Origin of the sequence: Cellulomonas sp. GbtcB1, from assembly GCF_019091725.1 — a bacterium.
GTDB lineage: Bacteria > Actinomycetota > Actinomycetes > Actinomycetales > Cellulomonadaceae > Cellulomonas.
Genome location: NZ_JAGXJG010000014.1, coordinates 1 through 25,403, shown reverse-complemented (window position 1 = coordinate 25,403; position 25,403 = coordinate 1). Strand labels below are relative to the sequence as shown.

Genomic DNA, 25,403 nt, shown 5'->3' with positions numbered 1-25,403 from the left:
GCCCGCGGGTCGCCCGGCGCACGACCGCCCGCCGGCGCGACGCCGGCACCCGCCACCCGCACCCCGCGGGCGACCCCCACCCAGGACGGTGACCCGATGACCGCGATGGTCTCCCTGCGTGACGTGACGAAGGTGTTCGACGGGTCCTCAGGTCCCGTGCGCGCCGTCGACGGCGTCACGCTCGACATCGAGCGCGGCGACGTGTTCGGCGTGATCGGCTACTCCGGCGCCGGCAAGAGCACGCTGGTCCGGCTGATCAACGCGCTCGAGGCCCCGACGTCCGGGCAGGTGGTGGTCGACGGCACCGAGCTCACGGGGCTCAAGGAGCGCGGCCTGCGCCCCGCCCGCGCCGGGATCGGCTTCATCTTCCAGCAGTTCAACCTGCTGAAGTCGCGCACGGTCGCCGCGAACGTGGCGTACCCGCTGCGGGTCGCGAAGTGGCCGAAGGCGAAGCGCGAGGCCCGCGTCGCCGAGCTGCTCGAGTTCGTCGGGCTGTCCGACAAGGCCAAGCAGTACCCCGACCAGCTGTCCGGCGGGCAGAAGCAGCGCGTCGGCATCGCCCGCGCGCTCGCGACGTCGCCGGCCCTGCTGCTCGCGGACGAGGCCACCAGCGCCCTCGACCCCGAGACCACCAAGGACGTGCTCGACCTGCTCCGCCGGGTCAACCGCGAGCTCGGCGTCACGATCGTCGTCATCACGCACGAGATGTCGGTCGTCTCCTACCTGTGCAACAAGGTCGCGGTCATGGAGCACGGCAAGGTGGTCGAGGAGGGCGACGTCTACCGCGTGTTCGCGGAGCCCACGCAGCCGATCACCCGCCGGTTCATCGGCGCCGCCCTGCACGACCGGCCGCGGCCGGACGTCGTCGCCCGGCTGCGCGAGCGGCACGCCGGCCGGATCGTCACGATCGCCATCCGGGAGAGCGAGGCGACCGCCGGGATCATCGTCACCGAGCGCCTGCGCGCCCACGGGATCGACGGGCACGTGGTGTTCGGCGGCATCACCGAGGTGAACTCCCGCCCGCTCGGCTCCCTCACGTTCGCGCTCGAGGGTCCGGACGCCGCGATCGACGCGTTCCTCGCCGACCTGCGTGCGCACACCGAGGTCATCGAGCACGCCCCCGACGGCGACCACGCCGGCCCGACCGACGAGGAGGTGGGCGCGTGAACTCCAACGGCGTCTCCCTGTGGCCCGAGCTCTGGCAGGCGCTCGGCGAGACCCTGCAGATGGCGATCGCCGCCTTGGCGATCGGCGGGCTCGCCGGCCTCGTGCTCGGCATCGCGCTCTACGTGACCCGGGCCGGCAACATCCTGGCCAACCGGCCGGTGTTCGTCGTGCTCAACGTGCTGGTCAACATCGTCCGGCCGATCCCGTTCATCATCTTCATCACCGCGGTCCGGCCGCTGACCCAGGCGCTCACCGGGGCGTCCTACGGCGTCGAGGCCGCGATCCCGGCGCTCGCGATCATGGCGACGTTCGCGACCTCCCGGATCGTCGAGCAGAACCTCGTCGCGCTCGACCCGGGCGTCGTCGAGGCGGCGCGGGCGATGGGCGCCGGGCCGCTGCGGATCATCGCGACCGTGATCGTCCCCGAGACGCTCGGCCCGCTCATCCTGGGCTTCACGTTCCTGTTCGTCGGCATCGTCGACATGACGGCGGTCGCGGGCGCGATCGGCGCCGGCGGCCTCGGCGACTTCGCGATCGTCTACGGGTACCAGCGGTTCAACGACGTGGTCACGTGGACCGCCGTCGCGGTGATCGTGATCATGGTCCAGCTCGCCCAGTTCCTGGGCAACTTCCTGGCCCGCAAGGTCCTGCGCCGCTGACGCGCGTCGCACCCCGGTCCGCGAGGTCGAGGGTTCCCGGCGAGGTCGAGGGTTTCCGCCCGGCGATCTCGGGGAAACCCTCGACCTCGTCGGGTTCTAGAGCTTCTTGCCCGGGTTGAGGATGTTCCGCGGGTCCAGGACCTGCTTGATGCCGCGCTGGATCGCCAGGACCCGGTCGCCCAGCTCGGTCGGGAGGGCGGACCGCTTCTCGGTGCCGATGCCGTGCTCGCCCGTGACCGTGCCGCCGAGCTCGACCGCCAGGCCGAGGATCCGCGCGTGCGCCTCCGCGGCCGCGGCGACCTGCGCCGGGTCGGCCGGGTCGAACGCGATGACCGGGTGCAGGTTGCCGTCGCCGACGTGCCCGCCGGTGCCGATGGGCAGCCCGACCTGCGCGGAGACGTCGCCCAGCCGCTCCAGCAGCTCGGGCAGCCGGGTGCGCGGCACCGCGACGTCCTCGTTGATGCTGCCGCCGCGGACCGCCCGCATCGCCGGGTTGAACGCCCGCCGGGCGCGCAGCAGCGCGTGCAGCCGCTGCTCGTCGTGCGCGACGTCCACCGTCAGGGCGCCGTGCTCCCGGGCGATCGCCTCGTAGGCCGCGACGTCCTCGACGCCGCCGACCGCCTCGTCGGTGATCGCCAGCAGCATCGCCTCGGCGCCCGCGGGCAGCCCCGCCTCCGGGTCGTACGCGACGAGCGACGCCAGCACCACGCCGTCCAGCAGCTCCAGCGTCGACGGGCGGTGCGGGCTCGCGATGATCGCGTTCGCCACCTCCAGCGCGTCGGCGACGGTGGCGAAGGTCGCGCACACGCCGCGGTCCGGGCCGGGCGCCGGCAGCAGGCCGAGCGTCGCCTCGGTGACGACCGCGAGCGTCCCCTCCGACCCGACGACCAGGCCCGTGAGGTCGAGCCCCGCCACGGCCTTCACGGTCTCCGGCGACGTCCGGACGACCTCCCCGTCGGCCAGCACGACCTCGAGCGAGCGCACGAAGTCCCGCGTGACCCCGTACTTCACGCAGCGCATCCCGCCCGCGTTGGTCGCGATGTTCCCGCCGACGGTGCTCTGCGCGTACGACGCCGGGTCCGGCGGGTAGAACAGGCCGCGGGCGGCGACCGCGTCGACCAGGTCCTTCGTGACCACGCCCGGCTGGACGACGGCGACCTGGTCGACCGGGTCGATCCGGCGGATCTCGGTCATCCGGGCCGTCGACAGCAGGATCGCGCCCGGGACGGCGTTGGCACCACCGGCGAGCCCGCTGAGCGCGCCCTGCGGCACGACGGGGACCCCGTGGGCGTGCGCGGCGCGGAGCACGGCGGACACCTCGGCGGTGGTCGACGGCTGCACCAGGGCGACCGGCTCCCCCGTGGGCGGGGTCGCGGAGCCGTCCTGGGACCGGCCGCGCAGCGCGTCGGGGTCCGTGACCAGCGCCTCGGCGGGCAGCGCGGCGCGGAGGTCGGCGACGACGGCCGCGAGCGCGGCGGCGTCCGGCGCGGCGGCGGGGGCGGACGGGCCCGGGCCGGCGGGGCCGGGGTCGACGGGCGTGCGGGTCTCGGTCACGGCAGCCTCACGTGCTCGGGGGTGAGCTCGGCGAGGGACCGCACGCCGAGCAGGCGCAGGGTCCGGGCGATCTCGGTGGTCAGGATCTCGCCGACCCGGTCGACGCCGCGCTCGCCGCCGGCCATGAGGCCGTACAGGTAGGCGCGGCCGAGCATGACGGCGCGCGCACCGTGCGCCACCGCGGCGACCACGTCGGCGCCGTTCGAGAAGCCGGTGTCGACGTACACCTCGGCCCGGTCGCCGACCGCCTGCACCGTGCCGGGGACGAGGGTCAGCGGCACCGGCGCCCGGTCGAGCTGCCGCCCGCCGTGGTTCGACAGCACGACGGCGTCGGCGCCCGCACCGACCACGCGCTCGGCGTCGGCGACGGTCTGCACGCCCTTCACCACGAGCGGCCCGTCCCACTGCTCCCGCACCCACGCGAGGTCGGCGAGCTCGACCGTCGGGTCGAACATGTGCCCCGCGAGCTCCTCGATCGTCCCCTGCCAGGAGTCGAGCGTCGCGAACCGCAGCGGCTCGGTGGTGAGGAAGTTCAGCCACCACGAGGGGTGCAGCGCGCCGTCGACGACGGTCCTCACCGACAGCGCCGGCGGGATGCTGAACCCGTTCCGGTTGTCGCGCAGCCGCGCGCCGCCCACCGGGACGTCGACGGTGATGACCAGCGCCTCGTAGCCGGCGGCCTTCGCGCGCGCCATCAGCTCGGTCGAGGCGCCGCGGTCCTTCCACACGTACAGGCCGAACCAGTTCCGCCCGTCCGGCGCGGCCGCTGCGAGGTCCTCGATCGACGTCGTCCCCATCGTCGACAGCGTGTAGGGGATGCCGGTGCGCGCCGCGGACCGGGCCACGGCCCGCTCGCCCTCGTGCTGCATCATCCGCGTGAAGCCGGTCGGGGCGTACAGGAACGGCGCCGCGGCGGGCCGGGCCAGGACCGTCGTCGACAGGTCGACCTCGCCGACGTCGCGGAGCACCGACGGCCGGAACTCCACGTCCCGGAGCGTGCGGCGGGCGCGGCGCAGCGACACCTCGGCCTCGGCGGCGCCGTCCACGTAGTCGAAGATCGACCGCGGGGTCCGGGCCCGGGCGATCGTCCGCAGGTCCCGCACCGTGTACGCCCGGGACAGCCGGCGGGCCACCGGGTCCAGCTCGAGCGGACGCATCCGCAGCAGGGGCCTGAGCTCGGACCAGGTCTGCAGCCGTCGCCGCACGTGTCGCCTCCTCGCCGGTGGGCCCGGCGGCTCCGGGCCCCGCCCGGGCACGGTAGCCCCGCGGGCGCAACGGGCGCGGACGCGTCTCAGCGTGCGACGGACGGTGCCGCACCGGCCGCCGTCCGCGCGCCGCGGCGGGTCAGCCGCCCGCGGCGGCCCGCTCCCGCTCGGCCCGCTCGGCCGCGTTCCGGTGCGCCTGCTCGTTCGCGTTCGCCGCCGGGCCGGGCCCGCCCTCCGTCACCCCGGGGGCCTCGCCGGCGGCCGGGCCGTCAGCGGAGCCGGGGTCCGCGGGGCCGGGATCGCCCGCGCCCGGGTCCGTCGCGCCGGGGCCGGTCGTGACCGGGTCGGCCAGCACGCCGTCGGTCACCACGACGCCGTCCCCGGGTCCCGCCGTGCCGCCCGCGTCCGCGCCGCCCGCGTCCGCGCCGCCCGCCGCGCCGCCCGCGGTCGTCGACGCCGCACCCGCGCCCGTCGCGACGGTCACGGTGCCCGCCTCCGAGCCGCCGACGTCCGCCGCCTGCTCCTCGCCCGCCGGTGTCGTCGTGGCGTCGTCCGGCCGTGCCGACGGACCCTGCGACACCCCGGCGGGCTCCTGGGTCGTCGCCGCCGGGTCCGCGGCGGGCGCGTCGGGGGCGAGGACGCTTCCCGCGACCACCAGCGCGGCTGCCACGCCGAGCACCGCGGTCCCGACGACCGCGCCGCGTCGGCCCCGGCGCGCGGTGGCGCCGGCGTCCTCGGCCTCCGCCTGGCCGGCCGGGTCCGCCGCGCCGCGCTCCGCCGGGTCCACCGGGCCGCCCGCTGCCGGCTCCGGCCGCAGCCCGACGAGCAGCCGGGGGTCGACGCCGAGCGTGGGTGCGTCGAGGTCCGCGTCGAGCCGGGCGTCGAGTCCCGCGTCGAGGGGCCCGTCGGGCAGCGGCCCGCTCGGGTGCTCCTCGAGCGCCCCGGGCTCGGCCGGCCCGCCCGCGCCGGGCAGCGAGACGGTGCCCAGCGGCACCGCCGCGGCGCCGATGTCCCCCGCCACCGGGCCGACGCCGAGCGCGCCCGGACGCAGCAGCGCCCGCAGCTCCTCGGCCGCGCCCGCCGCGGTGAGCCGGTCCAGCGGGTCGAGCGCGGTCATCGAGCCGATGAGCTCCGCCCACCGCGGCCCGAACCGCTCGGGCAGCGGCACCGGCCGGTGCAGCCGCGCCACCGCGGACGTCAGCGCGTCCCCGGGGAACGCACGCTCGGCGGTGAGGCACTCGACCAGCACCAGCCCGAGCGCGTACACGTCCGACGCCGCCGTGAGGCGACCGCCGGTCGCCTGCTCCGGGCTGAGGTAGGACGGCGTCCCGAGGAGCTCCTGGGTCGCGGTCGCGGTCTCGTCGGCGCGCACGCGGGCGATGCCGAAGTCCGTCAGCTTGGTCCACGAGCCGCCCGCACCGGACCGGCCGGCCGGGGGCAGCAGGATGTTGCCGGGCTTCACGTCGCGGTGCACGACGCCCTCGTCGTGGATGTACGCCAGCGCCTCGGCGACGTGCACGCCGACCAGCGCCGCGTCCTCGGCCGACAGCGGGCCCTCCGCGAGCCGGGCGGCCAGCGACGGCCCGCGCACGAGCTCCATGACGAGGAAGTCCTGCACCTCGCCGCCGGGCAGCTCGGTGGTGCCGGCGTCGAGCATCATCACCAGGCCCGGGTGGCCGAGGCGGGCGAGCAGCCGCATCTCGGCGCCGTGCCGCTCCTCGTCGTCCGGGCCGCCGGCCGACGGGTGGAACACCTTCACGGCCACGTCCCGGGCCAGCACCCGGTCGTGCGCGAGGTAGACCTCGGCCATGCCGCCACGTCCGAGACGCTCGCCGAGCGTGTACCGGTCGCCGAGCACGGCCCCCGCGGGGAGCGCCTGCTCCCGGGGGCGCAGCCCGGCTCCGGGCGCGACGCCGAGGGCAGGCGCGGTCGCCTGCTCGAGATGGTCACCCATCGACGAACCTCCTCGACGTGGAGTACCAGGATCACCGGGGACCCTCGCACGCGCGCGTCGAGACGGGTGACGTCACCTGCACGGGCGACGGCGCCCGGGCGCCGGTGCGGCACCCGGGACCAGGCTCAGTCCGGCCTGACCTGCGTCTCCGCCAGGACGGAGCGCAGCAGCGGCCGACTGGTCTCCGTCGCGGCGAGCACCAGCAGGCACCCGGCCGTGAGGCACGTCACGAGCAGCAGCAGCCCGCTCGGGTCGGTCACGCCCGCGACCCCGAACAGCGGCGACAGCATGACCACGGCCGTCGCCGCCGACCCCACGGCCACGAGCAGCATCGGCACCAGCACCTCCCGGCGCCGCACCGAGTCCAGCAGCGCCACCGGCGTGCCCGCGAGCACCTGGAGCGCGTACTCCCGGCGCCGGTCCAGCACCGTCGCCGCCTGGGTGATCCCCGCCGAGGCCGCCGCCACCAGGAACGTGATCGCCAACGTGAGCAGCGCCCCGCGCATGAGGTCGCCGGTGAAGGTCCGCATCTCGGCGACCTCGGCGGCGGACGCGCCGTCGCCCGCCGACCCCGACGCGAGCAGCGGCACCACCGCGAGCGCCCCGGCGACGAACCCCGCCAGCCCCAGCCCGCCCACCACCCGCCAGGACGCCCGCGGGTCGTCGACCAGCCGGCGCGCCGCGAGCAGCTGCGCAGGCGTCCGGGCCCGGCGCACCCGCAGCCGGCCGACCAGCCCGAGCGCCAACGGCCCGACGAGGTTGAGCGCGGCGAACCCGAGCGCCAGCGACCCGATGGCGAACGCCACCGCGAAGGCGCCGAGCTGCCCGAGCACCAGGGTCACGACCATGAACAGACCCATCGCGGCCAGCGCCAGCACCGCGCGCACGGCCCGCATCCCCGGCGGGGTCTGGCGCCGGGCGACCCCGAGCGGCGACACGACGACCCGGCGCAGCGAGACGACGCCGCTCACGACGGCCAGCAGCGGCACCACGAGGCACGCGGCCGCGAGCACGGCCCAGCCCACCCACAGCTCCCCCGCGGAGAACGTCGACCCCTGGAACGGCACCCGCGTCCACACCGGCAGCAGCGCGACGTACCCCGCCGCCCCGGCCACCGCGCCCGCCAGCCCCTGCCAGGCGGTCTCGACGACGGTCAGCGCGACCACCTCGCGGGGCGTCACGCCGAGCAGCCGCAGCGTGGCCAGACGCGCGTCCCGCCGCGCCACCCCCAGCCGGGCCGCCGACCCGCCGAGCGTGAGCAGCGGCACGACCAGCAGCACGACGGCCGTCCACGCGAAGACGACGTACGAGTCGCCGTACTCGCGCTGGAAGGCGTCGGCGGGGTCGCCCGCGCGGCCCGCGAAGCCGAGCAGCCCGCCGACCACGGACAGGGTCAGGGCCGTCATGACGGCGAACGCCGCCACCGCGAGCGCCGTCGTCAGCCTGCTGTCCCGGCCACCGGCGCGGCGCAGCCGGGGCGCGAGGGCGAGGACGGCGCTCACCGGGTGCTCCCCTGCGGGGCGCGGCGCTCGTCCGCCACCACCCGGCCGTCGCGCACCTCGACGCGCCGCCCGCACCACGCCGCCACGCCCGCGTCGTGCGTGACCACGACCAGCGACGCGCCCGCGAGCCGGGTCGTCTCCGTCAGCACCCGCATCACCTCGTGGCCCGTCGCCTGGTCGAGGGCACCGGTCGGCTCGTCGGCGAACACCACCTCGGGCCCGGTGATCAGGGCGCGGGCGACGGCCACCCGCTGCGCCTGGCCGCCGGACAGCTCCCCGGGGCGCCGGCCCTCCATCCCCGCGAGGCCCAGCGACGCGAGCCACCGGCCCGCCAGCTCCGTGGCCTCCCGGCGGGGCGTGCCGAGCAGCATCGGCGCCAGGGCCACGTTCTCGACCGCCGGCAGCTCCGCGAGCAGCTGGCCGAACTGGAACACGAACCCGTACTGCCGCCGGCGCACCAGCGAGCGCTCGCGCTCGTCGAGGTCGTGCAGCCCGCGCCCCGACAGCGCCACCGTGCCCGAGTCGGGGACGAGGATGCCGGCGAGGCAGTGCAGCAGGGTGGACTTGCCCGATCCGGACGGGCCCATCACCGCGACCGACTCGCCGGGGGCGACGTCCAGGTCGACGCCGGCGAGCGCCGTCGTCGTGCCGAACTGCTTCACGAGGCCGCGGGCGGACAGCCGGGGGCCGGGGGTCGTCGTCGTGCTCATGTCGCCAGCGTCCCGCCGCGCCGGGGCCGGTCGCGTCGGACCGCGGTCGCGTCCTCGCGGGGCGTCGGCTGCGACCGGGGGCGGAGGCCGGGTGCCGGGTCCGACCCGGGACGGACGACCTCCGGGCGACCCGCGGGCCGCGCGCGGCCGCGCCGGGCCGAGTCCGGGCATGCAAGGACCCCCCGCACACCCGCCAGAGCTCACCTGCCCTTGCTGCCTTCCGGCCCTGGGGGGGTTCAGCGAGATGACGCCGCACGAGGGGTCTGACCCCAGCCTAACGCAGACCGGCCCCCGCTCCCGCCGCGTCCCGACCCGCCCGACCCCCGGTCGACGCCCGATCGGGGCACCGGATCACCCGCGCCCGGGGTGCAGGGAGCCCGCTGACCTGTCGATACGGCTGAGTGCGGCCAGACGTCCCACGACTCGCGTCCGCGCTCCCCGACCTCCCGGCGGCCCCGTCCGCCCCTGCGAAAGGCACCTGCGTGGCCACCGTCGACCAGACCCTCACCGCCGCCATGTCCATCGAGGGTGCGACCGCCGTCGCGCTCGTCGACTTCGACTCCGGGATGCTCCTCGGTTCCGCCGGCGGCGGCGTCGACCTCGACCTGGCGGCGGCCGGCAACACCGACGTCGTGCGCGCCAAGTTCCGCACGCTGGCCTCGCTCGGCCTGTCCGACGGCATCGAGGACATCCTCATCACGCTGACCAGCCAGCTGCACCTGATCCGCCTGCTGCAGAGCGCCCACGGCCAGGGCCTGTTCCTGTACCTCGTGCTCGACCGCAGCCGCGCGAACCTCGCGATGGCCCGCCGGCAGCTGCTCAACCTCGAGCGCGACCTGGACCTCTGAGCACCACCGACCGACCGCACGAGGAGGACGCCGCGGCATGATCATCCGCCAGAACGGCCTGCAGGTCGCCGCCACGCTGCGGCACGCCGTCGACGGGATCCGTCGCGTCCTCCTCGTGCAGCGGGACGGGACGCCGTTCAGCGACGACGGCCCCGAGGAGGACCGCGACCGGCTCGCCGCCCTCGTCGTCGCCTGCGTCGAGATGGCGCACCACACGGCCGCGGGGGCGTCGCTCACCGGCCTGGCGACCTGCACCGTCCGGACCGACGACGGGGCCGTGGTCGCCACGCCGGTGGGTGACCGGTTCGCGCTGGCCGTCGTCGCCGAGCCGACGGTCAACCTCGTGCTGCTGCAGCGGGTCCTGGTGCCGCAGGTCGAGCACCTGCTGGCGCTCGACGGCGGCGCCTGACCCCGGACGACCGCGCGGTGCACGCCTGTCAGTCGTCCAGGCGGCGCAGGTAGCGCTCCGGCGCCGCCAGGAACCCGCGCCAGGACTGCACGAGGTCCGCGTCCTCCCACGCCGTCTCCCGCAGCCCCCACTCCCCGACCTCGAGCACGCGCGCCCCGGGGAGAGCCGCGAGCAGCGGCGAGTGCGTCGAGAGCACCACCTGCGCGCCGTCCGCCAGCAGCCCGCGCACGTGCGCGAGCAGCGCCAGGCAGCCGGTGAACGACAGCGCCGACTCCGGCTCGTCCAGCAGGTACAGCCCGCGCCCGCGCATCCGCGACACGGCGATCTCCAGGAACGACTCCCCGTGGGACATCTCGTGGAACACGGGCTCGGGCGGTCCGCCGAACCGCGGGTTCTCCTCGAGGTAGGTGTAGAAGCCGTGCATCGTCTCTGCTTGCAGGAAGAAGCCGCGCCGCGACCCGCCGGCCCCGCGTTCCAGCAGCAGGTGCCGCCACAGCCCCGACTCCGACGGCCGCGTCTCGCTCCGCGCACCCGTCGACCCGCCCTCGGCGCCCGTGCCGAAGGCCATGGCCAGCGCCTCGACGAGCGTCGACTTCCCCGCGCCGTTCTCCCCCACCAGCACCGTCGCCGGGCCGAGGTCCCAGCCGTCGCGCAGCACCTGCGCCACGGCGGGCACGCGGGTGAACCACGCGCCCGCGTCGACGGGCTCGCGGTCATCGGCGCGCACGCGGCGCACGGGCAGGGCGGGACCGGTCAGGCGCACGCGGGACAGCCCACCACACGGGGCCGACAGCCGCGCCGGGACGGCGCCGGCGTGGCGCGACCGGCCCGGTTACCGAGCACGGCTCCGGCTCGGGTACCCTCTTACGGCCGGGAGGATTCGCCTAGTGGCCTATGGCGCACGCTTGGAAAGCGTGTTGGGTTCACGCCCTCGGGGGTTCGAATCCCCCATCCTCCGCAGGTCGAAGGGCCCGCCACCGCGTCAGCGCAGGTGGCGGGCCCTTCATCATGCTCCAGACACAGCCGGGGCCCGCGACGGCACTCGCTCCTGGCACCGCGCCCCCTCGTTCGGTATCGTGGGCCACACGGAACGGGACTCGGTCCTGCTGGCTCGTAACCAGACGTTCCACAGAGGCGCGGAGATCCGGGTGCAAGCCCCGGCGGTCTGCTCATCAGGCCGTAGCTCAAGCAGTAGAGCCCCGCTTTTCCTTGGAGAGGGCCGTCCCGAGCGGGGCGGCCCTCTCGCTCTGTTCTAGCTGGCCCGGTTCAGCGCCGACCACAGTTCCGCCTCGGTCAGGCCGAGCGGACCGTAGTGGTGTCGTGCGATGCCCCGCGCTTTCCGGAGCGCGTCGGGAGCGCGCGGCGACGTCCGGTTGGAGTCCCTGAGCTCTTCGACGAGGATGTCGCACCACAGATCACGCGGCAGGCAGCCCTGCAGCATCCCGTTGACCTCGCGATCCAGCACTTTCGTGACAGCCAGAGCGAGGATCATCTCGCCGTGCGCGAACTCCACGGGGTCGCCGACGGCAAGGTGAGCGGGACTGCTCGCCGAGAGCTTCGACCACGCGGCCTCAGTCCCGTCCGGCCACGTCGCGACCTGTGAGACGAGAGCCGAGGACGCCCTCCCCCCGGCGTGGATCAGGCAGTTCCGCATGTGCCTCAGCGTCTCGAGCTGCGCCAGGCTGGTGACGTCGAAGGACGTCCCCGACGCTTCGGCGATCAGGCGGTGCTGCGTCGCGAGTCTGCTGCGCTCCGCGGTCCCGCGGCGCACGACACCTCCGCGCTCGAGAAGGGAGAGCGCGCTCTTGAGGTAGTCCTCGTGGATGGCGAGGGCGTAGGGGACGCCCATCGCCCCGAGATGTGTCTCGGCGGACGAGAGGATCTCGTTCGCCGCCTCGCTCGTCAGGTTGAACCGACGGATGTGCGCAACGCTCGGGAACACCTCCGGCAGCAGACGGCTCGAGCCTTCGGTGAGCTTGAGCAGGTGTGAGGCGAGCTGGGCACCCGCCAGCAGCGCCATCATGGCGTTGCTGGCCTCGACCCGGTCCGCCTCGTACGCGCGGTAGAGCGCGTAGCGGACGACAGCCATCGCGTCTCCCTCGCTCCGATCGACGAGGGGGACTGTAGGGGGCGCGTCGGCGTGCAGGTGGGCCCATGGTCACCCGTCGCGGGACGTCACTCCGTCCCGTCGGTGTCCGTCGTCCCCTCGTAGAGCCCGATCTCGTTGCCCTCGGTGTCGATGAACACCGCCCACCAGCTCGTCTCGCTGATCTCCGCCTTCGGGCGCACGACCCGCCCGCCGAGCTCGGTCACCTGGCGCAGCGTGTCGTCGATCGAGTCGACCTCGACGTAGGACCGCGGCCGGTCGAAGTTCTCGTCCCTCGGCGCGAGCCCGCCGCCGCTGATCTTGTTCGGGGCCTGCCACATCGGGTAGCCCTCGTAGCCCGGGTACTCCTGGATCTGCCACCCGAACAGGGCGCCGTAGAAGCCCTTCGCCCGGTCGACGTCGTCGACCGGGATGTCGATGTGCGTGATGTCGCCGTGTGCCATGTCCACACTCCCGAGACCGGCGACCCCGCGCCGGTGCAGGGTCGGCTGCGACCAGCCTAGACGGCGTCGTCCACAGGACGACCGGCCGAGGGTGGCCTAGGCGGCGGTCCCCGTGGTTGCGTGGCGGCATGAGCCCGAAGAAACGCCGGAAGCCCGACCGCGGTCGCACCTCGACCCGCGGCGGCGCCCACGCCGTCACACCGCTCGCGGTCGCGCTGCGCGAGGCGCCGCGCCTGACCGGCACGGACCGGCTGATCGTCAAGCTGGTGGCGAGCTCCTGGCTCGGGCTGGCCTGGTCGACCCGGGACACCGTCGCCACGGACGCCGAGGGGGACCTCGTGCGCGAGATCGCCCGCGCGCAGCGGTCCCGACCGGACCGTGCTCGCGCTGCGCTGGCTGCGCTCGCCGCGATCGCGGTCCCACCGTGGGGCGACGAGGCGCGGGCTGCGCTCCCCGCCGCCGCCTCAGCCGACAGCGGCGGTCCGCCTCGACCGGTGTCCACCCGCCGCTGGTCGGACGCCTGGGACTCGGAACGGCTCTACGTCCTCGCGTACGCCGAACCCGTTCCCCACAGCGTGGTGGTCAAGGCGGTGGTGCTGGACGGCCTCGTCGTCGAGGAGCTCGTCGTCGAGGTGCCCGGCGAGTCCACTCCCCCTCCCGAGGACGCCGCTCGCGACGACATCGACGCCGTGCTCGCCGAGGTGGCCGATGCGCTGCGCCAGACCGACGAGCTCTGGCCGGCGCGCGACGACGGCGAGTACACCGAGGCGCGGGCGTTCGTGCGCTGGCTCGTCCAGGGCGCTCCACGGCTCGTCGAACCGCGTCCGTCGCTGTCCGCGGCGGAGCGCGCGTGGATGGTCGACGAGCTCGTCGCCCGCCGGTGCCCCTGGTCCAGGCTCGACGAACCGACAGTCCGCCAGTTCGCCAGGATCTTCATCGGATACGGCGAACGACTCCTGTTCGCCGGTCCGCTCGCGTGGAGCCCCACCGCGGCGGTGCACTTCCTCCTCGACTGGTTCCCTGTCGAGGTGTCGGTCGACCCCGAGGTCGGCAGCGAGGTCCCGGCTCTCCTGTCCGTCTGGGTGCAGATCGCGCTGGAGCGCCGTGGCCTGACCCAGGAGCACATCGACGAGGTGGTCGAGGCCGTGGTCTCGGTCGAGGACGAGTTCACCGAGTCGCTGCCCGATCCCGAGTGGGACGCGTTCCGCGAGGAGATCACCCGCCGCGTCGAGGCCGAGGGCTCGACCCTCCGCAACGGGGCTGCGGTCCACCGGGCGGTCCTGGCGCACTACGCCGAGGCCGCTGCACCCCCGGCACCCGAGGGCTGACACGCTCCCGAGCCGGGGGTCAGCCCTTCTTGCGCGGGGCCGCGCCGATGGAGCGCAGCCGGCGCGCCGCCACCGCGAGCTGCACGTCGCGGTACTGCGCGGCGCGGTGCATCTGGCCGCGCAGGTCGCTGCCCGAGGGGCGGTGCCGCAGGTCGCACGGGACCTCGACGGCGACGAACCCCTTGCGCAGCAGGTCGATCGTCATGCCGGTCTCGACGCCCCAGCCGCGGGCGAGCGGCGTCGCGGCCTCGAAGGCCTCGCGGGTCAGGCACCGCATGCCGGACAGCGGCTGCGTCGGGGTCCAGCCGGTCAGCGACTGGATCGCGCGCCGGGCGGCGCCCACGACGATGCCGCGCCCGCCGGCGCCCGGCTGGGGCGGCAGCAGCGCGATCGACACGTCGGCGGTGCCCTCGAGCACCGGCGGGACGAGCGGGGCGGTGTTGACGGCGGTGTCCCCGAGGTCGCCGTCGATGAACAGGAGCAGGCGCGGCGGGCGGTCCGGGGCGTCGCGCATGGCGACGACGGCGGCGCCGGTCTCCATCGCGGCGGCCTTGCCGCGGTTGTGCGAGTGCCGGACGACGACGGCGCCGGCCTCGCGGGCGACGTGCTGGGTGTTGTCCTCCGAGCCGTCGTCGACGACGAGGACCAGGTCGACGTTCGGGATCGCCCGGGCCGAGCGGACGGTGGCGGCGATCCGGCGGGACTCGTCCTTGGCGGGGATGACCACCGCGACGCGCTGGCGGGACCGGCCGGTGCGGGCGGTCGTCGTGGGCGTCTCGAGCGGCGCGGGCTGCTGCGGCTGGGACCGCCGGGGCTTGCGCGGGGCCGGCTCCTCCGCCCGGGCAGGGCGGTCGGCGACCGATCGCTCCTCGGTCCTGTCCTCCGCCTCGCCCGTCACGCGGGTCAGCCTATCGATCCGGCCGGGCCGCGCGCGCCGTCGGGGCCCGGACACGCGGACGCTGCACACGACGGTCACACGGGCGGCGCGGGGCCGTCACCAGCGGGTCCGCCGCGGCGCCCGGTCCCGGGGACGCCGCAGGCCGCCCGCGGCGCACCGGGGCGGTGCGTCGGGGCGGCCTGCGGGTGGCTCAGCGGAGCGTGACCTGCCGGGCGACGATGCCGGCGCGGGCGCGGCGGGCGTTCGCGTCGAGCGGCTCGGTGTCGGTGAGCGCGGCGGTGAACTTCGGCGCGAACGCGGTCACGGCCGGCTCGATGTCCTCGGCCTCGCTGCCGCGGGCCAGCTCCCACACCGGGACGACCAGGCCGTTGGACCGGAAGTAGCCGATGAACTTGGCGCCGTCGAAGCCGGACTCGCGACGGCCGTGCAGGCGGGCGAGGCCGTCGATGACCTGCTGCTCGTCGTGCGGCTGCGCCCAGCGCAGGTACTCGCGGGCGCCCATGCGGACCCAGTAGGCGGCGTCCACGGCCGCGAGCTTCTTGGTGTCGACGACGCCCGCGTCGGCCTCCTCGATGGCGGCCTTCAGGTCGGGCGTCATCTCGGTGTCGGCGGCGACCCAGTAGGCGAAGCTCTCCTCGACCGTCACCTCGAACGGGACAGTGGTGTCGAGCACGTCCTGCAGCCGCGGGCCGGGGCCCGCGAGGCCGGAGCTCTGCACGGCGGTGCCGGGCTCGGAGTCGAGCGCCTCCAGCAGCGCGGCGGCGAGGTCGCGGCTCGCGTCGCCGGAGCCGCCCACGACCTGCAGGGCGAGCAGCACGACGCCGTCGGCGCGGTGCAGCGCGGCCCAGCCGTCGGGCAGCACGGTCGTGACCGTGATGTCGCGCGCGCCGTGCTCGGCGTTGGTGCGGGCGGTCGCGGTGGCGGCGGGGACGAGCTCGCGCAGGGCGACCCAGTCGGGCTCGCCGGGGAGGCCCTCGAAGGGGCGCAGCACGAAGTCGACGGAGGAAGAGGCCATGCGCACCAGGCTACCGGGCCGGTCGGCTCCCCGGACGGGCTCGACGCGTCGCGCGCTCGACCAGCCGCGCGGGGGTCGTCGGTGGCAGGATCGGGCCATGGACCCGCGCGCCGGAACCCCTGCCCAGCCCTCCGACCTCGTGGACGTCGAGGCGATGCTCGCCGCGTACCACGACCGCCGCCCCGACCTGGAGGATCCCGCGCAGCGCGTGGTGTTCGGCACCAGCGGCCACCGCGGCTCGAGCCTCGACGGCGCCTTCAACGAGGCTCACATCGTCGCGATCACCGCCGCGATCGTCGAGTACCGCCGCAGCCAGGGCACCGACGGCCCACTGTTCATCGGCCGCGACACCCACGGCCTGTCGGAGCCGGCGTGGCGGACGGCGCTGGAGGTGCTGGCGGCGGCCGGCGTCGAGGTGCGCGTCGACGCCCGCGACTCCTGGACCCCGACCCCCGCCGTGTCGCACGCGATCCTGCTGCACAACGGCGCCGCGACGTCCGAGGGCGTGCGCGCGTCCGGCCCCGGCCTGGCGGACGGCATCGTCGTCACCCCGTCGCACAACCCGCCCCGGGACGGCGGGTTCAAGTACAACCCGCCGCACGGCGGGCCGGCGGGTTCCGAGGCCACGAAGTGGATCGCGGACCGCGCCAACGAGCTGCTCGCGAGCGGTGTCGACCGGGTGCCGCGCGTGGGCGTGGACGCCGCGCTCGCCGCCGACACCACCCGCAAGCACGACTTCCTCGGCGCGTACGTCGACGACCTGACCCACGTGCTCGACCTGGACGCGATCCGGTCGGCCGGCGTGCGGATCGGCGCGGACCCGCTCGGCGGCGCGTCCGTCGAGTACTGGGGTGCGATCTCGGAGCGGTACGGCCTGGACCTCACGGTCGTGAACCCGCGGGTCGACCCGCAGTGGTCGTTCATGACCCTCGACTGGGACGGCAAGATCCGGATGGACTGCTCGTCGCCGTCGGCGATGGCATCCCTGGTGAACGCCATGCAGGGCGACTCGCCGTTCGACGTCGCGACGGGCAACGACGCGGACTCCGACCGGCACGGCATCGTCACGCCCGACGCCGGCCTGATGAACCCGAACCACTACCTCGCGGTGGCGATCCGGTACCTGTACTCCGGCGCGCGCCGGGGCTGGCCGGCGGACGCCGCCATCGGCAAGACCCTGGTGTCGTCGTCGCTGATCGACCGGGTCGCGGCCGACCTGGGCCGCCGGCTGCTGGAGGTGCCGGTCGGCTTCAAGTGGTTCGTCCCCGGCCTGCTCGACGGGTCGGTCGGCTTCGGCGGCGAAGAGTCGGCCGGGGCGTCGTTCCTGCGCAAGGACGGCACGGTGTGGACCACGGACAAGGACGGGATCATCCTGGCGCTGCTCGCCTCGGAGATCCTCGCGACGACCGGCAAGTCCCCGTCGCAGCACCACGCCGAGCTCGTCGGCCGGTTCGGCGAGTCCTGGTACGCCCGGGTGGACGCGCCGGCGACCCTCGAGCAGAAGGCCACGCTCGGGAAGCTGTCGCCGGAGCAGGTGACCGCCACGACGCTCGCGGGCGAGGACATCACCGCCAAGCTCACCTCCGCGCCGGGCAACGACGCGGCGATCGGCGGCCTCAAGGTGACGACCGAGAACGCGTGGTTCGCCGCGCGGCCGTCCGGCACCGAGAACGTCTACAAGATCTACGCCGAGTCGTTCGTGGGCCCCGAGCACCTGACGCAGGTGCAGGAGGCCGCGAAGGACGTCGTGTCGGACGCGCTCGGCGGCTGACCGGCCCCGCCGCCCCGACGGCGCCGCACCCACCCGGGTGCGGCGCCGTCGTGCGCGGGGTGCCGTCCTCGACGCGCGGACCGGCGGGGACGCGCCTAGCGTGGGGCGCTCCACCGCAGCGAAGGAGCAGTGATGAGCGAGGACGTCACACCGTTCCCCGAGGACTCCCCCGACGCCCTGACCGAGCCGGACGTGGACGAGATCCGCGACGAGGAGGTCTCGGACGAGGAGGTCGCCCGGTCCATGCCGGACGCCAGCCCGTCCGACCAGGACCCGGGCTCGTACCTCAACCCCTGAGACCGCCCGCCGCGCCGGGCCTCGGCAACGACCCGGCGCGGCGGCGCGACACCCGCAGCGCGAGCACCACGGCCAGGGGCGCCAGCGACTCCGCGCCCGCCACCGCGCGCTCGGCCAGGCCCACGACGCCCCCGCCACGGGCCTGCTCGACGACGAACCAGCCCAGCAGCGCCAGCAGCGTGGCCGTCGCCGGGACGGCCACCGCCGCCCGCAGCGGCCACGGCCCGGACCGGCGCGCGGACACCGCGGGCCACAGCGCCAGCGCCCCGAACGCCACGGCCGCGGCGACCCCGTGCGCCGACGGGACGCGGTCCAGCGGCAGCAGGCCGACGGCGGCCGTCCCCACGCCGCCGAGCGCGAGCACGAGGCGGCCCGACCGCGGCACACCGCGCAGCCCCGCGGTCGTCGCGACGTGGGCGAGCCCCGTGACCAGGAGGCCCGCGGTCATCACGCCCGGGCGCGGTACCGCGGCGGTGGCGAGCTCGCTGATCGTGCGGGACACCGGGTCGAACCCGGGCGCCAGGGCCTCGGCGAGCAGCCAGCCGCCGATCATCGCGACGGGCGCGGCGACCGCCGGGACCAGCACCCAGGAGCGCGGGGCGGGGGCGGGGCGGCTCGGACGGGGCACCGCCGCACGCTAGCCCGCGCCCCGGGCGGCCGCGCGGCGGGCGCTCCCCGGTCGCGGGCCGGACGACCAGCCGCTAGACCGGAGGCATGACCGGCACCGACGCACCCACCGCCGTCCTGCTCGACATCGACGGCACGCTCGTCGACTCCAACTTCCTGCACGTGCACGCCTGGGTCCGTGCCTTCGGGGAGGTCGGCCACCCGGTGGACGCCTGGCGCGTGCACCGGCGGATCGGGATGGGGTCCGGCCGGCTGATCGGCGAGCTGCTGGGCGACGACGCCGACCGGCTCGGGGACGAGGCGAAGGAGCGGCACACCGCGCGGTACGCCGAGCTCGAGGACCTGCTGCGGCCGTTCGACGGCGCGCGCGACCTGATCCGCTCGCTGGCCGACCGCGGCGTGCGCGTCGTGCTGTCGACGTCCGCGGCGCCGGAGGAGCTCGAGAAGCTCCGGGCGACGCTCGACGTCGACGACCTCGTGCAGATCACCGGCGCCGAGGACGTCGACGAGGCGAAGCCCGAGCCCGACCTGGTGCACGCCGCGCTCGACCTGGCCGGGGTGCCGGCCGAGCGCGCGGTGTTCGTGGGCGACTCGGTGTGGGACGTCGAGGCGGCGGTGCGGGCGGGCGTGCCGTGCGTCGGCGTGCTGTCCGGCGGCACCTCGGAGGCCGAGCTCCGGGACGCCGGGGCCGCCGACGTGGTCGAGGACGTCGCGGCGCTGCTGCGGGACCTCGACGCGACGCCGGTGGGGGCGCTGCTGCACGGCTGACCGCGCCGCCGGGTCGGGCCGCCGGCCCGGGCTCAGCCGACCGGGTCGACCACGAGGTCGCGGTACTCGGGGTGCTCCTCGACGTAGGCGCGCACGAACGGGCACCGCGGCTCGATCCGGTCGCCCGCGGCGCGCACGGCGTCGAGCGCCTCGCGGACCAGCGTCGACCCGATGCCGTGGCCCTCCTGCCGCGGGTCGACCTCGGTGTGCGTGAACACGACGACGCCGGGGCGCCGCTGGTACTCCGCGACGCCGAGGACGGTGCCCTCGGCGTCGGTGATCTCGAACCGCTGCTGGTCGGTCACGTCCGTCACGCGCGTCGTCATGCCCCGAGTATCCGCACGGGGCGCCGGAATGCGCGAGCGACGTGTCGGTGCGGGGTGCGACACTGACCGCGTGCTGGGGCCCTACCGCGACGTGCTCTCCCGTCCGGGGGCGCTGGCGTTCTCCTCCGCCGGGGTGATCGCCCGGCTCCCGATGTCCATGGTCGGCATCGGCATCGTGCTGATGATCGAGGCGCTGTACGACTCGTACGGCCTCGCCGGCAGCGTGTCCGCGGCGTACGTGCTGGCGCAGGCGATCTGCTCGCCGCAGCTCGCGCGCCTCGTCGACCTGCACGGGCAGGCGCGGGTCATGCGGCCGGCGGTCGCGGTGTCCGCCACCGCGCTCGTCGGGCTGGTGGCGTGCGCGCTCGCCGACGCGCCGGTCTGGTCGCTGTACGCGACCGCGGTGGTCGTCGGCGCGACCGTCGGGTCGTTCGGCGCGCTGGTCCGCGCCCGCTGGTCCCACGTCGTCGACGACCCGCGCGCCCTGCACACCGCGTACTCGCTGGAGTCGGCGCTGGACGAGCTGGTGTTCGTCGTCGGCCCGATCCTCGCGACGACCCTCGCCACCGCCGTCACGCCGTCGGCCGGCCTGATCGTGCCGGTCGTCGGGATGGTGCTGGGCGGGTTCTGGTTCCTCGGGCAGCGCGCGACCCAGCCGCCGCCGCACCCGCGCCAGGTCGTCACCGCCCCCGACGGAACCCCCGTGCGCCGCCGTTCCGTGATGCGCTCGGGCGGCATGATCGTGCTGGCGGTCGTGTTCGTCGCGATGGGCGCGATCTTCGGCGGCACCGACGTCAGCACCGTGGCGTTCGCCGAGGAGTCCGGCCGGCCCGGGCTCGCGGGGGTGATCCTCGCGGTGTTCGCCTGCGGGTCGATGATCTCGGGCCTGCTCTACGGCGCCCGGCACTGGACGACGCCGCTGTGGCGCCGGTTCGCGATCGGCATGGTCGCGCTCGCCCTGGGGGCGTCGCTGTTCGTCCTCGTCGACTCGATGGCGATGCTCGCGGTCGTCATGTTCGTCGCCGGGTTCGCGATCGCGCCGACGCTGATCAACGGGAACGGGCTCGTGCAGGACCTGGTGCCCCGCGAGCGGCTGACCGAGGGGCTGACCTGGGTCGGAACCTCGCTCGGCGTGGGGGTGTCGGTCGGGTCGTGGATCGCGGGGCTGCTCATCGACCGGCAGGGCTCGCACGGCGGGTACCTCGTCGTCGTGGGCGCGGCCGTGCTGGCCGTCGTGGCCGTGCTCGGGTCGCTGCGGGTGCTGCGCGCGGGGGCCTCGGGCGCCGGCGGGCACGGCGCCGGGGCGGGCACCGGGGTCGAGGGCGAGGCGGGTTCGGGTGCGACGCTCGACGGCGCGCCCGGGGCGGGAGCGGGCGCCGTGGGCGGCGGACCCGAGGCCGGCGCCGCGACGACGCGCCTCGGCGACGCCGACGCCGGGGCCGACGGGGCGGCGGCGCTGGACGCCGACACCGCGCCGCGGGGCGACGCCCGGCGCTGAGCGCACGCCACCCGCGGCGGCCTCCGCGCCTCCGCGCCTCCGCGCCTCCGCGCCTCCGCGCCTCCGCGAGTGAGCATCAAACACGTCGAGTGCCTATCCGCTGGATAGGCACTCGACGTGTCCGTTATCCACTCGACGCACGTGCGCACGACGTGGGCGGGTGGCTCGTCTCAGCAGCGCGCTGCCCGGGAGCCGCACGCAACCCCTCAGCGCCGCTCGCGCGTCAGCGCAGCACGCGCGTCAGCGCCGCTCGCGCGTCAGCGCAGCACGCGCGGCAGCGCCGCTCGCGCGTCAGCGCAGCACGCCGCCCGCCGTCGACCGGCCCTCCGCCACCGCCGTCCGGCGCCGCTCCGCGAACACGCCGAGCACGAGCAGCAGCCCGCCCGCCGCCAGCAGGGTCAGCAGCCACGGCCCGGCGGAGATCGTCCGGCCGAGCTGCGCGGCGAACACGCTGAGCACCGCGACCGGCAACGCGCCCGCGCCGAGGACGAGCGGCGCGCGCAGCATCTCCCGTGCCCCCTCGAGCATGAACCCGAGCGCCAGGACGACGACGAGGATCGCGCGCCAGGTCATCGGGTCGGTCCAGATCGCGAGCATCGACGGCCCGAGGGTCGCCAGGATCCCGGGGGCCAGGGTCGCGACGGAGGTCGCCCGGCCGACGGGCCACGCAGGACGCGGGCCGGCGGGGGCGGCCGACGACGCCGAGGCCCAGCCGGCGGGGGCCCCCGGCGCACCGAGGGGCCCGCGCCCGCCCGGGCCCTGGGCCGCGAGCGCCGCGCGCAGCGCCACCCAGCCCATCGCCGTCAGCGCGAGGCCGAGCGGCAGCGCGAACACCTCGACGCGCAGCTCGCGGGGGCTCCACGCGCCGATCGCCCACGCGAGCGCCGCCAGCCAGAGCACCCAGCCGGGCGGGACGTCGGTGGCGAGCGGCCCGCGCTCCCGCGAGGCCTCGGACCGCACCGCGGCGACCGCGAGCGCCAGCAGGCCGAGCTCGACGACCCAGCCGGTCCAGGTCAGCGCCCAGGACGGCCGCACGGCGACGAGCGCACCGACCGTGAACGCCGCGATCGCCGGGGCGAGCGCCCAGCGCCGCACCGCCGGGAGGCGCTCGACGAGCAGCCGCCCCAGCGCGCCGAGCAGCACCGCGCCGACGAGCGACCACAGTAGGGCCGCGCCGAACAGCCGCGCGTTGGCGACGCCGCCGCCGACGGGCGTGCTCGCCGCGAGGTGCGCCGACCGGACCGCTCCCGCGAGCGCCGCCGCCGCGCCGCCGACGAGCAGCGGCTCGGTGAGCGCCGCCCAGGCGCGCGAGCCCGCGGCGCCCGGACGCCGACGGAGGACGCCCGCCAGCACCGCGAGCGCGGCGACGCCGAGCAGCACGGCCGCCCGCACCCCGACGTCCCGGCCCGCGACGGCGAGCAGCAGCGTCGGCGCCACGAGCAGCGCGACCCCGGCGGCGACGAGCGGCCGCCAGCGGTCCCCCCGGCGGGCGAGCAGCGTGCCGACCACGACCGCGGCCAGCGCCGGCGGTGCGGTGTACGCCTCGACGAGCCCGACGCCCCACCAGACCAGGGCGGACCAGACGACGCCGCACCACAGCACCGCGGCCGGCCACCACGCGAGCCGCCGCTCCGGCCGCAGCGCCACGGCCGTCGCCCCCGCGCCGAGCAGCGCGCAGAGCACGAGCACGGTGTCCGCCCCGGTGGCCGTGCGGGTGATGCCGAGCAGCAGCGCGACCGCGCCCGTGCCGGCGGCGGCGAGCTCGACCGCGAGCCGCGCGTGGTCGCCGGGGGTCCCGGGTGCGCGCCGGCGCAGGCGGTCACCGATCGCGGGGGCGGCCACCGCGGCCGCCGAGGCCAGCACCGCGACGACGGGCAGCAGGACGGGCGACCCGGAGCCGGGCAGGAGCACGGCGCCGGCGCAGATGACGACCACCGAGACCGTCGGCAGCACGAGGGCGGCGGCGGTGACGCGCGCCCACGCCGGAACCGGTCGCGTGCGCGTGTCGAGCAGCAGCACCTCGACCAGCAGCAGCGCGGCCGCCGCGCCGGCTCCCCACCAGGTGCGGTCGACGGCGACGGCCGCGATCGCGAGCACCGCGGGGACCAGCGCGACGACCAGCACCCCGAGCCAGGTGTTGTCGGCCACCCGCGGCAGCACGGCGAGCACCGCCGCGACGACGAGCAGCGCGACCGCGACCCCGCCGAGCACGCCGGGCCCGTCCCAGCCCGACCACGCGAGCACGGCCGCGAGCACCGCGCCGGCGTAGGCCGTCGCGATCCCCACCAGGACCGCGCGGACGTCCCGCGGCAGCAGGGCGCGCGCCCGGAGCAGCAGGACGACGACGGCGACCGCGCCGACCGCCGTGGTCGGCCGGGACACCCAGGTCAGCAGGGCGAGGAAGGCGAGCTGGACGAACGCGGCCGTGGCGAGGGTGCCCCGCCACGGGGGTCGCGGGGCGGGCCGCACGAGCGGTGCACCCGCGGCGTCCCGGTCGGCAGGGCGGATCCCCGCCCCCGGGAGCACCGGGGCGCCGGGCACCGCCTCGACCCGCGTCGCCGCGGGCACCCGCCGCGCCACCTCGACGAGCGCGGCCGCGAGCGCCAGCTCGGCGAGCAGCAGCGGGACCGACCACGGCCGCAGCAGCGGGACCGCGACCCAGGCGGCGAGCACGACCCCGACGGGCAGGCACGCCCGGCCGACGACCACCGCGGCGTGCTGCCGCAGCACCGTGGCGCGGGCCGGGGCGGCCGGGCGCTGGGGGTGGGCGGGCGGCAGGGGGTGGGCGGGCGGCAGGGGCCGGCTCGCCGGCGCGGCGACGCCCGAGGCCGACCCCGGCGCGACCGGCACCGCGACCGGCACCGACTCGGCGACCGGCGCGAGCGGCACCCGTCCGACCGCGGCCAGCGCCCCCGCGAGCACCACTGCGGCGAGCACCGGCCCGGCCCCCACCCCGAACGACGTCGGCGCGAACGCACCGGGGTCGAGCGCCCAGCCGGCGCTGCCCGCGGGCGCTCCGCCCCCGTCCGCTCCCACCGCGCCGAGCAGGCCCAGCGCCTCGAGCACGCCCACCGCGGTCCCGGGCCCCGTGGCCAGCACGAGGGCCGTCCAGCCGCCGGCCACCTGCGCGCGGTACGACCGGTCGGCGGCGCGGTCGCCGGGCAGCAGGCGCGGGACCAGCACCAGGAGCGCCCACGCGGCGGCGGCGGCGAGCGGGACCGTGCCCAGCGGCGCGGGCAGGACGGACGCGACGGCGACGCCGGCGGACAGCACGGCGAGGCCCCCGGCGACCCACTCCCACGCGGCGGCCGCGCCCCACGCCGGCCGCTCGGCGGCGGCCTGCAGGCGGGTGACGACGGCCGACAGCAGCAGGGCCAGTGCGAACCCGCCGGTCTCCCACCCGGGCACCGGCTCCGGCAGGGCGACCGCGGCGAGCAGCGCGGCGCCGACCAGCAGCAGCGCGCCGAGGGCGAGCAGCGCGTCGACGACGGCGCCGTCGGTGCCGAACCGCGCCGCGACGGCCCGGCGGTACCCGGCGCGCACCAGCGTCACCAGGGCGGCGGCGAGCAGCGCGAGGTGCCAGCCCCAGGCGCTCGCCACCGCGGCGCCGACGCACAGCGGCACGGCGGGCAGCACGAGCACGGCGACGGTCCACGCACGCACCCGGACGGCGAGACCCGCCGCGGGCAGCCCGAGGCCGACGGCGAGCAGCAAGGACGCCAGGGCGAGCCACCGCACCGGCCCGTCGACCAGCAGCGCGATCATCCAGGCGTCGACGACCGCGAGCGCCGCGACCAGCCCGCCGACCGCCTCCGCCGACGACCCGAGCCCGCTCCGTCGCAGCGCGAGCGTGCCCGCGACGGCGGCGGCCGTGGCGACGAGCATCACGGCGACGCGCGGGCCCGGGGCGTCGGCGAGGAAGAAGAACGCGAACACGAGCGCCGCCGCGGCGACCAGGCCGGCGCCCGCGAGCACGAACAGCCGGGCGACGTCGAAGGGCCGCTCGGGCGGGACCGGGGCGCCGGGCGCGGGCGGGTACGGCGCACCCGCGCCGGGCGGGACGGCGCCGCCGGGGCGACCGGGTCCGACCGGGCCGACCGGACCCACCGGACCGCGCGGGCCGCGCGGCGGCAGGCCGACCGCCGGGGCCGACCCGGGCGGCTCCGTCGTCGCCGGTGCCACCGGACCGGGGCCGGCGGGACGCTCGTGCGCGGGTCGCCACGTCGTGGGCCGGGCGAACCCGGGGTCGACCGGAGCGGCGCCCGGCACCTCCGCTGCCGTCGGCCGCGCCCCGGCCACCCCGAAGTCGGATCGGAG

The 25,403-nt window shown here is 76.6% G+C and carries 22 protein-coding genes, 1 tRNA gene and 1 other RNA gene; 10 read left to right on the top strand and 14 right to left on the bottom strand.

Annotated elements, in window-relative coordinates:
* The first annotated feature begins 96 nt into the window (after window positions 1-96).
* Both KVT14_RS07265 and KVT14_RS07260 read left to right on the top strand, forming a co-directional pair.
* Window positions 97-1,167: a methionine ABC transporter ATP-binding protein gene (locus KVT14_RS07265; RefSeq protein WP_217615043.1), complete on the top strand. Its 1,071-nt coding sequence runs from the start codon at window positions 97-99 to the stop codon at window positions 1,165-1,167.
* Window positions 1,164-1,826, top strand: coding sequence for a methionine ABC transporter permease (locus tag KVT14_RS07260; protein WP_308160940.1), 663 nt, complete (start codon window positions 1,164-1,166; stop codon window positions 1,824-1,826). Before KVT14_RS07265 ends, KVT14_RS07260 begins: the two co-directional genes overlap by 4 nt.
* Window positions 1,827-1,922: 96 nt before the next feature.
* Here KVT14_RS07260 and KVT14_RS07255 read toward each other — a convergent pair whose 3' ends face one another.
* From KVT14_RS07255 to ffs, 6 genes are all read right to left on the bottom strand, one after another.
* Window positions 1,923-3,380 carry an FAD-binding oxidoreductase gene (locus tag KVT14_RS07255; RefSeq protein ID WP_217615042.1) on the bottom strand — a complete coding sequence of 486 codons (1,458 nt, stop codon included), beginning with the start codon at window positions 3,378-3,380 and terminating at the stop codon, window positions 1,923-1,925.
* On the bottom strand, window positions 3,377-4,585 hold the full coding sequence (locus KVT14_RS07250; protein ID WP_308160939.1) for an alpha-hydroxy acid oxidase: 1,209 nt from the start codon (window positions 4,583-4,585) through the stop codon (window positions 3,377-3,379). Before KVT14_RS07250 ends, KVT14_RS07255 begins: the two co-directional genes overlap by 4 nt.
* A 139-nt stretch (window positions 4,586-4,724) precedes the next feature.
* Window positions 4,725-6,539 carry a serine/threonine-protein kinase gene (locus KVT14_RS07245; protein WP_217615041.1) on the bottom strand — a complete coding sequence of 605 codons (1,815 nt, stop codon included), beginning with the start codon at window positions 6,537-6,539 and terminating at the stop codon, window positions 4,725-4,727.
* 125 nt (window positions 6,540-6,664) lie between these two features.
* Window positions 6,665-8,041 (bottom strand): FtsX-like permease family protein, encoded by a 1,377-nt coding sequence (locus KVT14_RS07240; protein ID WP_217615040.1) that lies wholly within the window; start codon window positions 8,039-8,041, stop codon window positions 6,665-6,667.
* The gene (locus KVT14_RS07235) at window positions 8,038-8,751 is read right to left on the bottom strand and encodes an ABC transporter ATP-binding protein (RefSeq protein ID WP_217615039.1); all 714 of its coding nucleotides are present in this window, start codon (window positions 8,749-8,751) and stop codon (window positions 8,038-8,040) included. Before KVT14_RS07235 ends, KVT14_RS07240 begins: the two co-directional genes overlap by 4 nt.
* Before the next feature lie 170 nt (window positions 8,752-8,921).
* An RNA gene (gene ffs / locus KVT14_RS07230) (signal recognition particle sRNA small type) lies at window positions 8,922-9,018 on the bottom strand.
* 215 nt (window positions 9,019-9,233) lie between these two features.
* Between ffs and KVT14_RS07225 the strand changes: the two genes are divergently transcribed.
* A complete protein-coding gene (locus KVT14_RS07225; RefSeq protein ID WP_217615038.1) occupies window positions 9,234-9,599 on the top strand; it encodes a hypothetical protein in 366 nt (121 codons plus the stop codon).
* A 37-nt stretch (window positions 9,600-9,636) separates the two neighbouring features.
* Window positions 9,637-10,008 (top strand): roadblock/LC7 domain-containing protein, encoded by a 372-nt coding sequence (locus KVT14_RS07220; protein ID WP_217615037.1) that lies wholly within the window; start codon window positions 9,637-9,639, stop codon window positions 10,006-10,008.
* Window positions 10,009-10,036: 28 nt separating this feature from the next.
* Here the strand turns inward: KVT14_RS07220 and KVT14_RS07215 are convergent, their stop codons facing one another.
* The gene (locus tag KVT14_RS07215; RefSeq protein WP_217615036.1) at window positions 10,037-10,771 is read right to left on the bottom strand and encodes an AAA family ATPase; all 735 of its coding nucleotides are present in this window, start codon (window positions 10,769-10,771) and stop codon (window positions 10,037-10,039) included.
* A 110-nt stretch (window positions 10,772-10,881) separates the two neighbouring features.
* On the opposite strand from KVT14_RS07215, the gene KVT14_RS07210 reads away from it, so the two are divergent.
* Window positions 10,882-10,966 (top strand) — tRNA-Ser (locus KVT14_RS07210).
* A gap of 294 nt (window positions 10,967-11,260) precedes the next feature.
* Here KVT14_RS07210 and KVT14_RS07205 read toward each other — a convergent pair.
* Together KVT14_RS07205 and KVT14_RS07200 are read right to left on the bottom strand one after the other, a co-directional pair.
* Window positions 11,261-12,097: a hypothetical protein gene (locus KVT14_RS07205; protein WP_217615035.1), complete on the bottom strand. Its 837-nt coding sequence runs from the start codon at window positions 12,095-12,097 to the stop codon at window positions 11,261-11,263.
* Window positions 12,098-12,183: 86 nt separating this feature from the next.
* A complete protein-coding gene (locus tag KVT14_RS07200; RefSeq protein WP_147794926.1) occupies window positions 12,184-12,558 on the bottom strand; it encodes a VOC family protein in 375 nt (124 codons plus the stop codon).
* Between the two features lie 128 nt (window positions 12,559-12,686).
* On the opposite strand from KVT14_RS07200, the gene KVT14_RS07195 reads away from it, so the two are divergent.
* Window positions 12,687-13,886, top strand: a complete 1,200-nt coding sequence (locus KVT14_RS07195; RefSeq protein WP_217615034.1) for a hypothetical protein — start codon at window positions 12,687-12,689, stop codon at window positions 13,884-13,886.
* A gap of 19 nt (window positions 13,887-13,905) precedes the next feature.
* On the opposite strand, the gene KVT14_RS07190 is transcribed toward KVT14_RS07195, so the two are convergent.
* Together KVT14_RS07190 and KVT14_RS07185 are read right to left on the bottom strand one after the other, a co-directional pair.
* Window positions 13,906-14,613, bottom strand: a complete 708-nt coding sequence (locus KVT14_RS07190; protein ID WP_147797011.1) for a glycosyltransferase — start codon at window positions 14,611-14,613, stop codon at window positions 13,906-13,908.
* Between the two features lie 361 nt (window positions 14,614-14,974).
* Window positions 14,975-15,799 (bottom strand): DUF5926 family protein, encoded by an 825-nt coding sequence (locus tag KVT14_RS07185; RefSeq protein ID WP_217615033.1) that lies wholly within the window; start codon window positions 15,797-15,799, stop codon window positions 14,975-14,977.
* 97 nt (window positions 15,800-15,896) lie between these two features.
* Between KVT14_RS07185 and pgm the strand changes: the two genes are divergently transcribed.
* Window positions 15,897-17,570, top strand: coding sequence for a phosphoglucomutase (alpha-D-glucose-1,6-bisphosphate-dependent) (gene pgm / locus KVT14_RS07180; RefSeq protein WP_217615032.1), 1,674 nt, complete (start codon window positions 15,897-15,899; stop codon window positions 17,568-17,570).
* 132 nt (window positions 17,571-17,702) lie between these two features.
* The gene (locus KVT14_RS07175; RefSeq protein WP_168216929.1) at window positions 17,703-17,867 is read left to right on the top strand and encodes a hypothetical protein; all 165 of its coding nucleotides are present in this window, start codon (window positions 17,703-17,705) and stop codon (window positions 17,865-17,867) included.
* Here the strand turns inward: KVT14_RS07175 and KVT14_RS07170 are convergent.
* A complete protein-coding gene (locus KVT14_RS07170; RefSeq protein WP_217615031.1) occupies window positions 17,857-18,495 on the bottom strand; it encodes a DUF998 domain-containing protein in 639 nt (212 codons plus the stop codon). The two genes, KVT14_RS07175 and KVT14_RS07170, sit on opposite strands and share 11 nt — an antisense overlap.
* Before the next feature lie 86 nt (window positions 18,496-18,581).
* Here KVT14_RS07170 and KVT14_RS07165 point away from each other — a divergent pair, with 86 nt between their 5' ends.
* Window positions 18,582-19,262 (top strand): HAD family hydrolase, encoded by a 681-nt coding sequence (locus KVT14_RS07165; RefSeq protein WP_217615030.1) that lies wholly within the window; start codon window positions 18,582-18,584, stop codon window positions 19,260-19,262.
* A gap of 32 nt (window positions 19,263-19,294) precedes the next feature.
* On the opposite strand, the gene KVT14_RS07160 is transcribed toward KVT14_RS07165, so the two are convergent.
* Window positions 19,295-19,588 carry a GNAT family N-acetyltransferase gene (locus KVT14_RS07160; RefSeq protein ID WP_147794932.1) on the bottom strand — a complete coding sequence of 98 codons (294 nt, stop codon included), beginning with the start codon at window positions 19,586-19,588 and terminating at the stop codon, window positions 19,295-19,297.
* A 70-nt stretch (window positions 19,589-19,658) separates the two neighbouring features.
* Between KVT14_RS07160 and KVT14_RS07155 the strand changes: the two genes are divergently transcribed.
* Window positions 19,659-21,086 (top strand): MFS transporter, encoded by a 1,428-nt coding sequence (locus KVT14_RS07155; RefSeq protein WP_217615029.1) that lies wholly within the window; start codon window positions 19,659-19,661, stop codon window positions 21,084-21,086.
* A 291-nt stretch (window positions 21,087-21,377) separates the two neighbouring features.
* Here KVT14_RS07155 and KVT14_RS07150 read toward each other — a convergent pair whose 3' ends face one another.
* Window positions 21,378-25,355 (bottom strand): SCO7613 C-terminal domain-containing membrane protein, encoded by a 3,978-nt coding sequence (locus tag KVT14_RS07150; RefSeq protein WP_217615028.1) that lies wholly within the window; start codon window positions 25,353-25,355, stop codon window positions 21,378-21,380.
* Window positions 25,356-25,403: the final 48 nt, after the last annotated feature.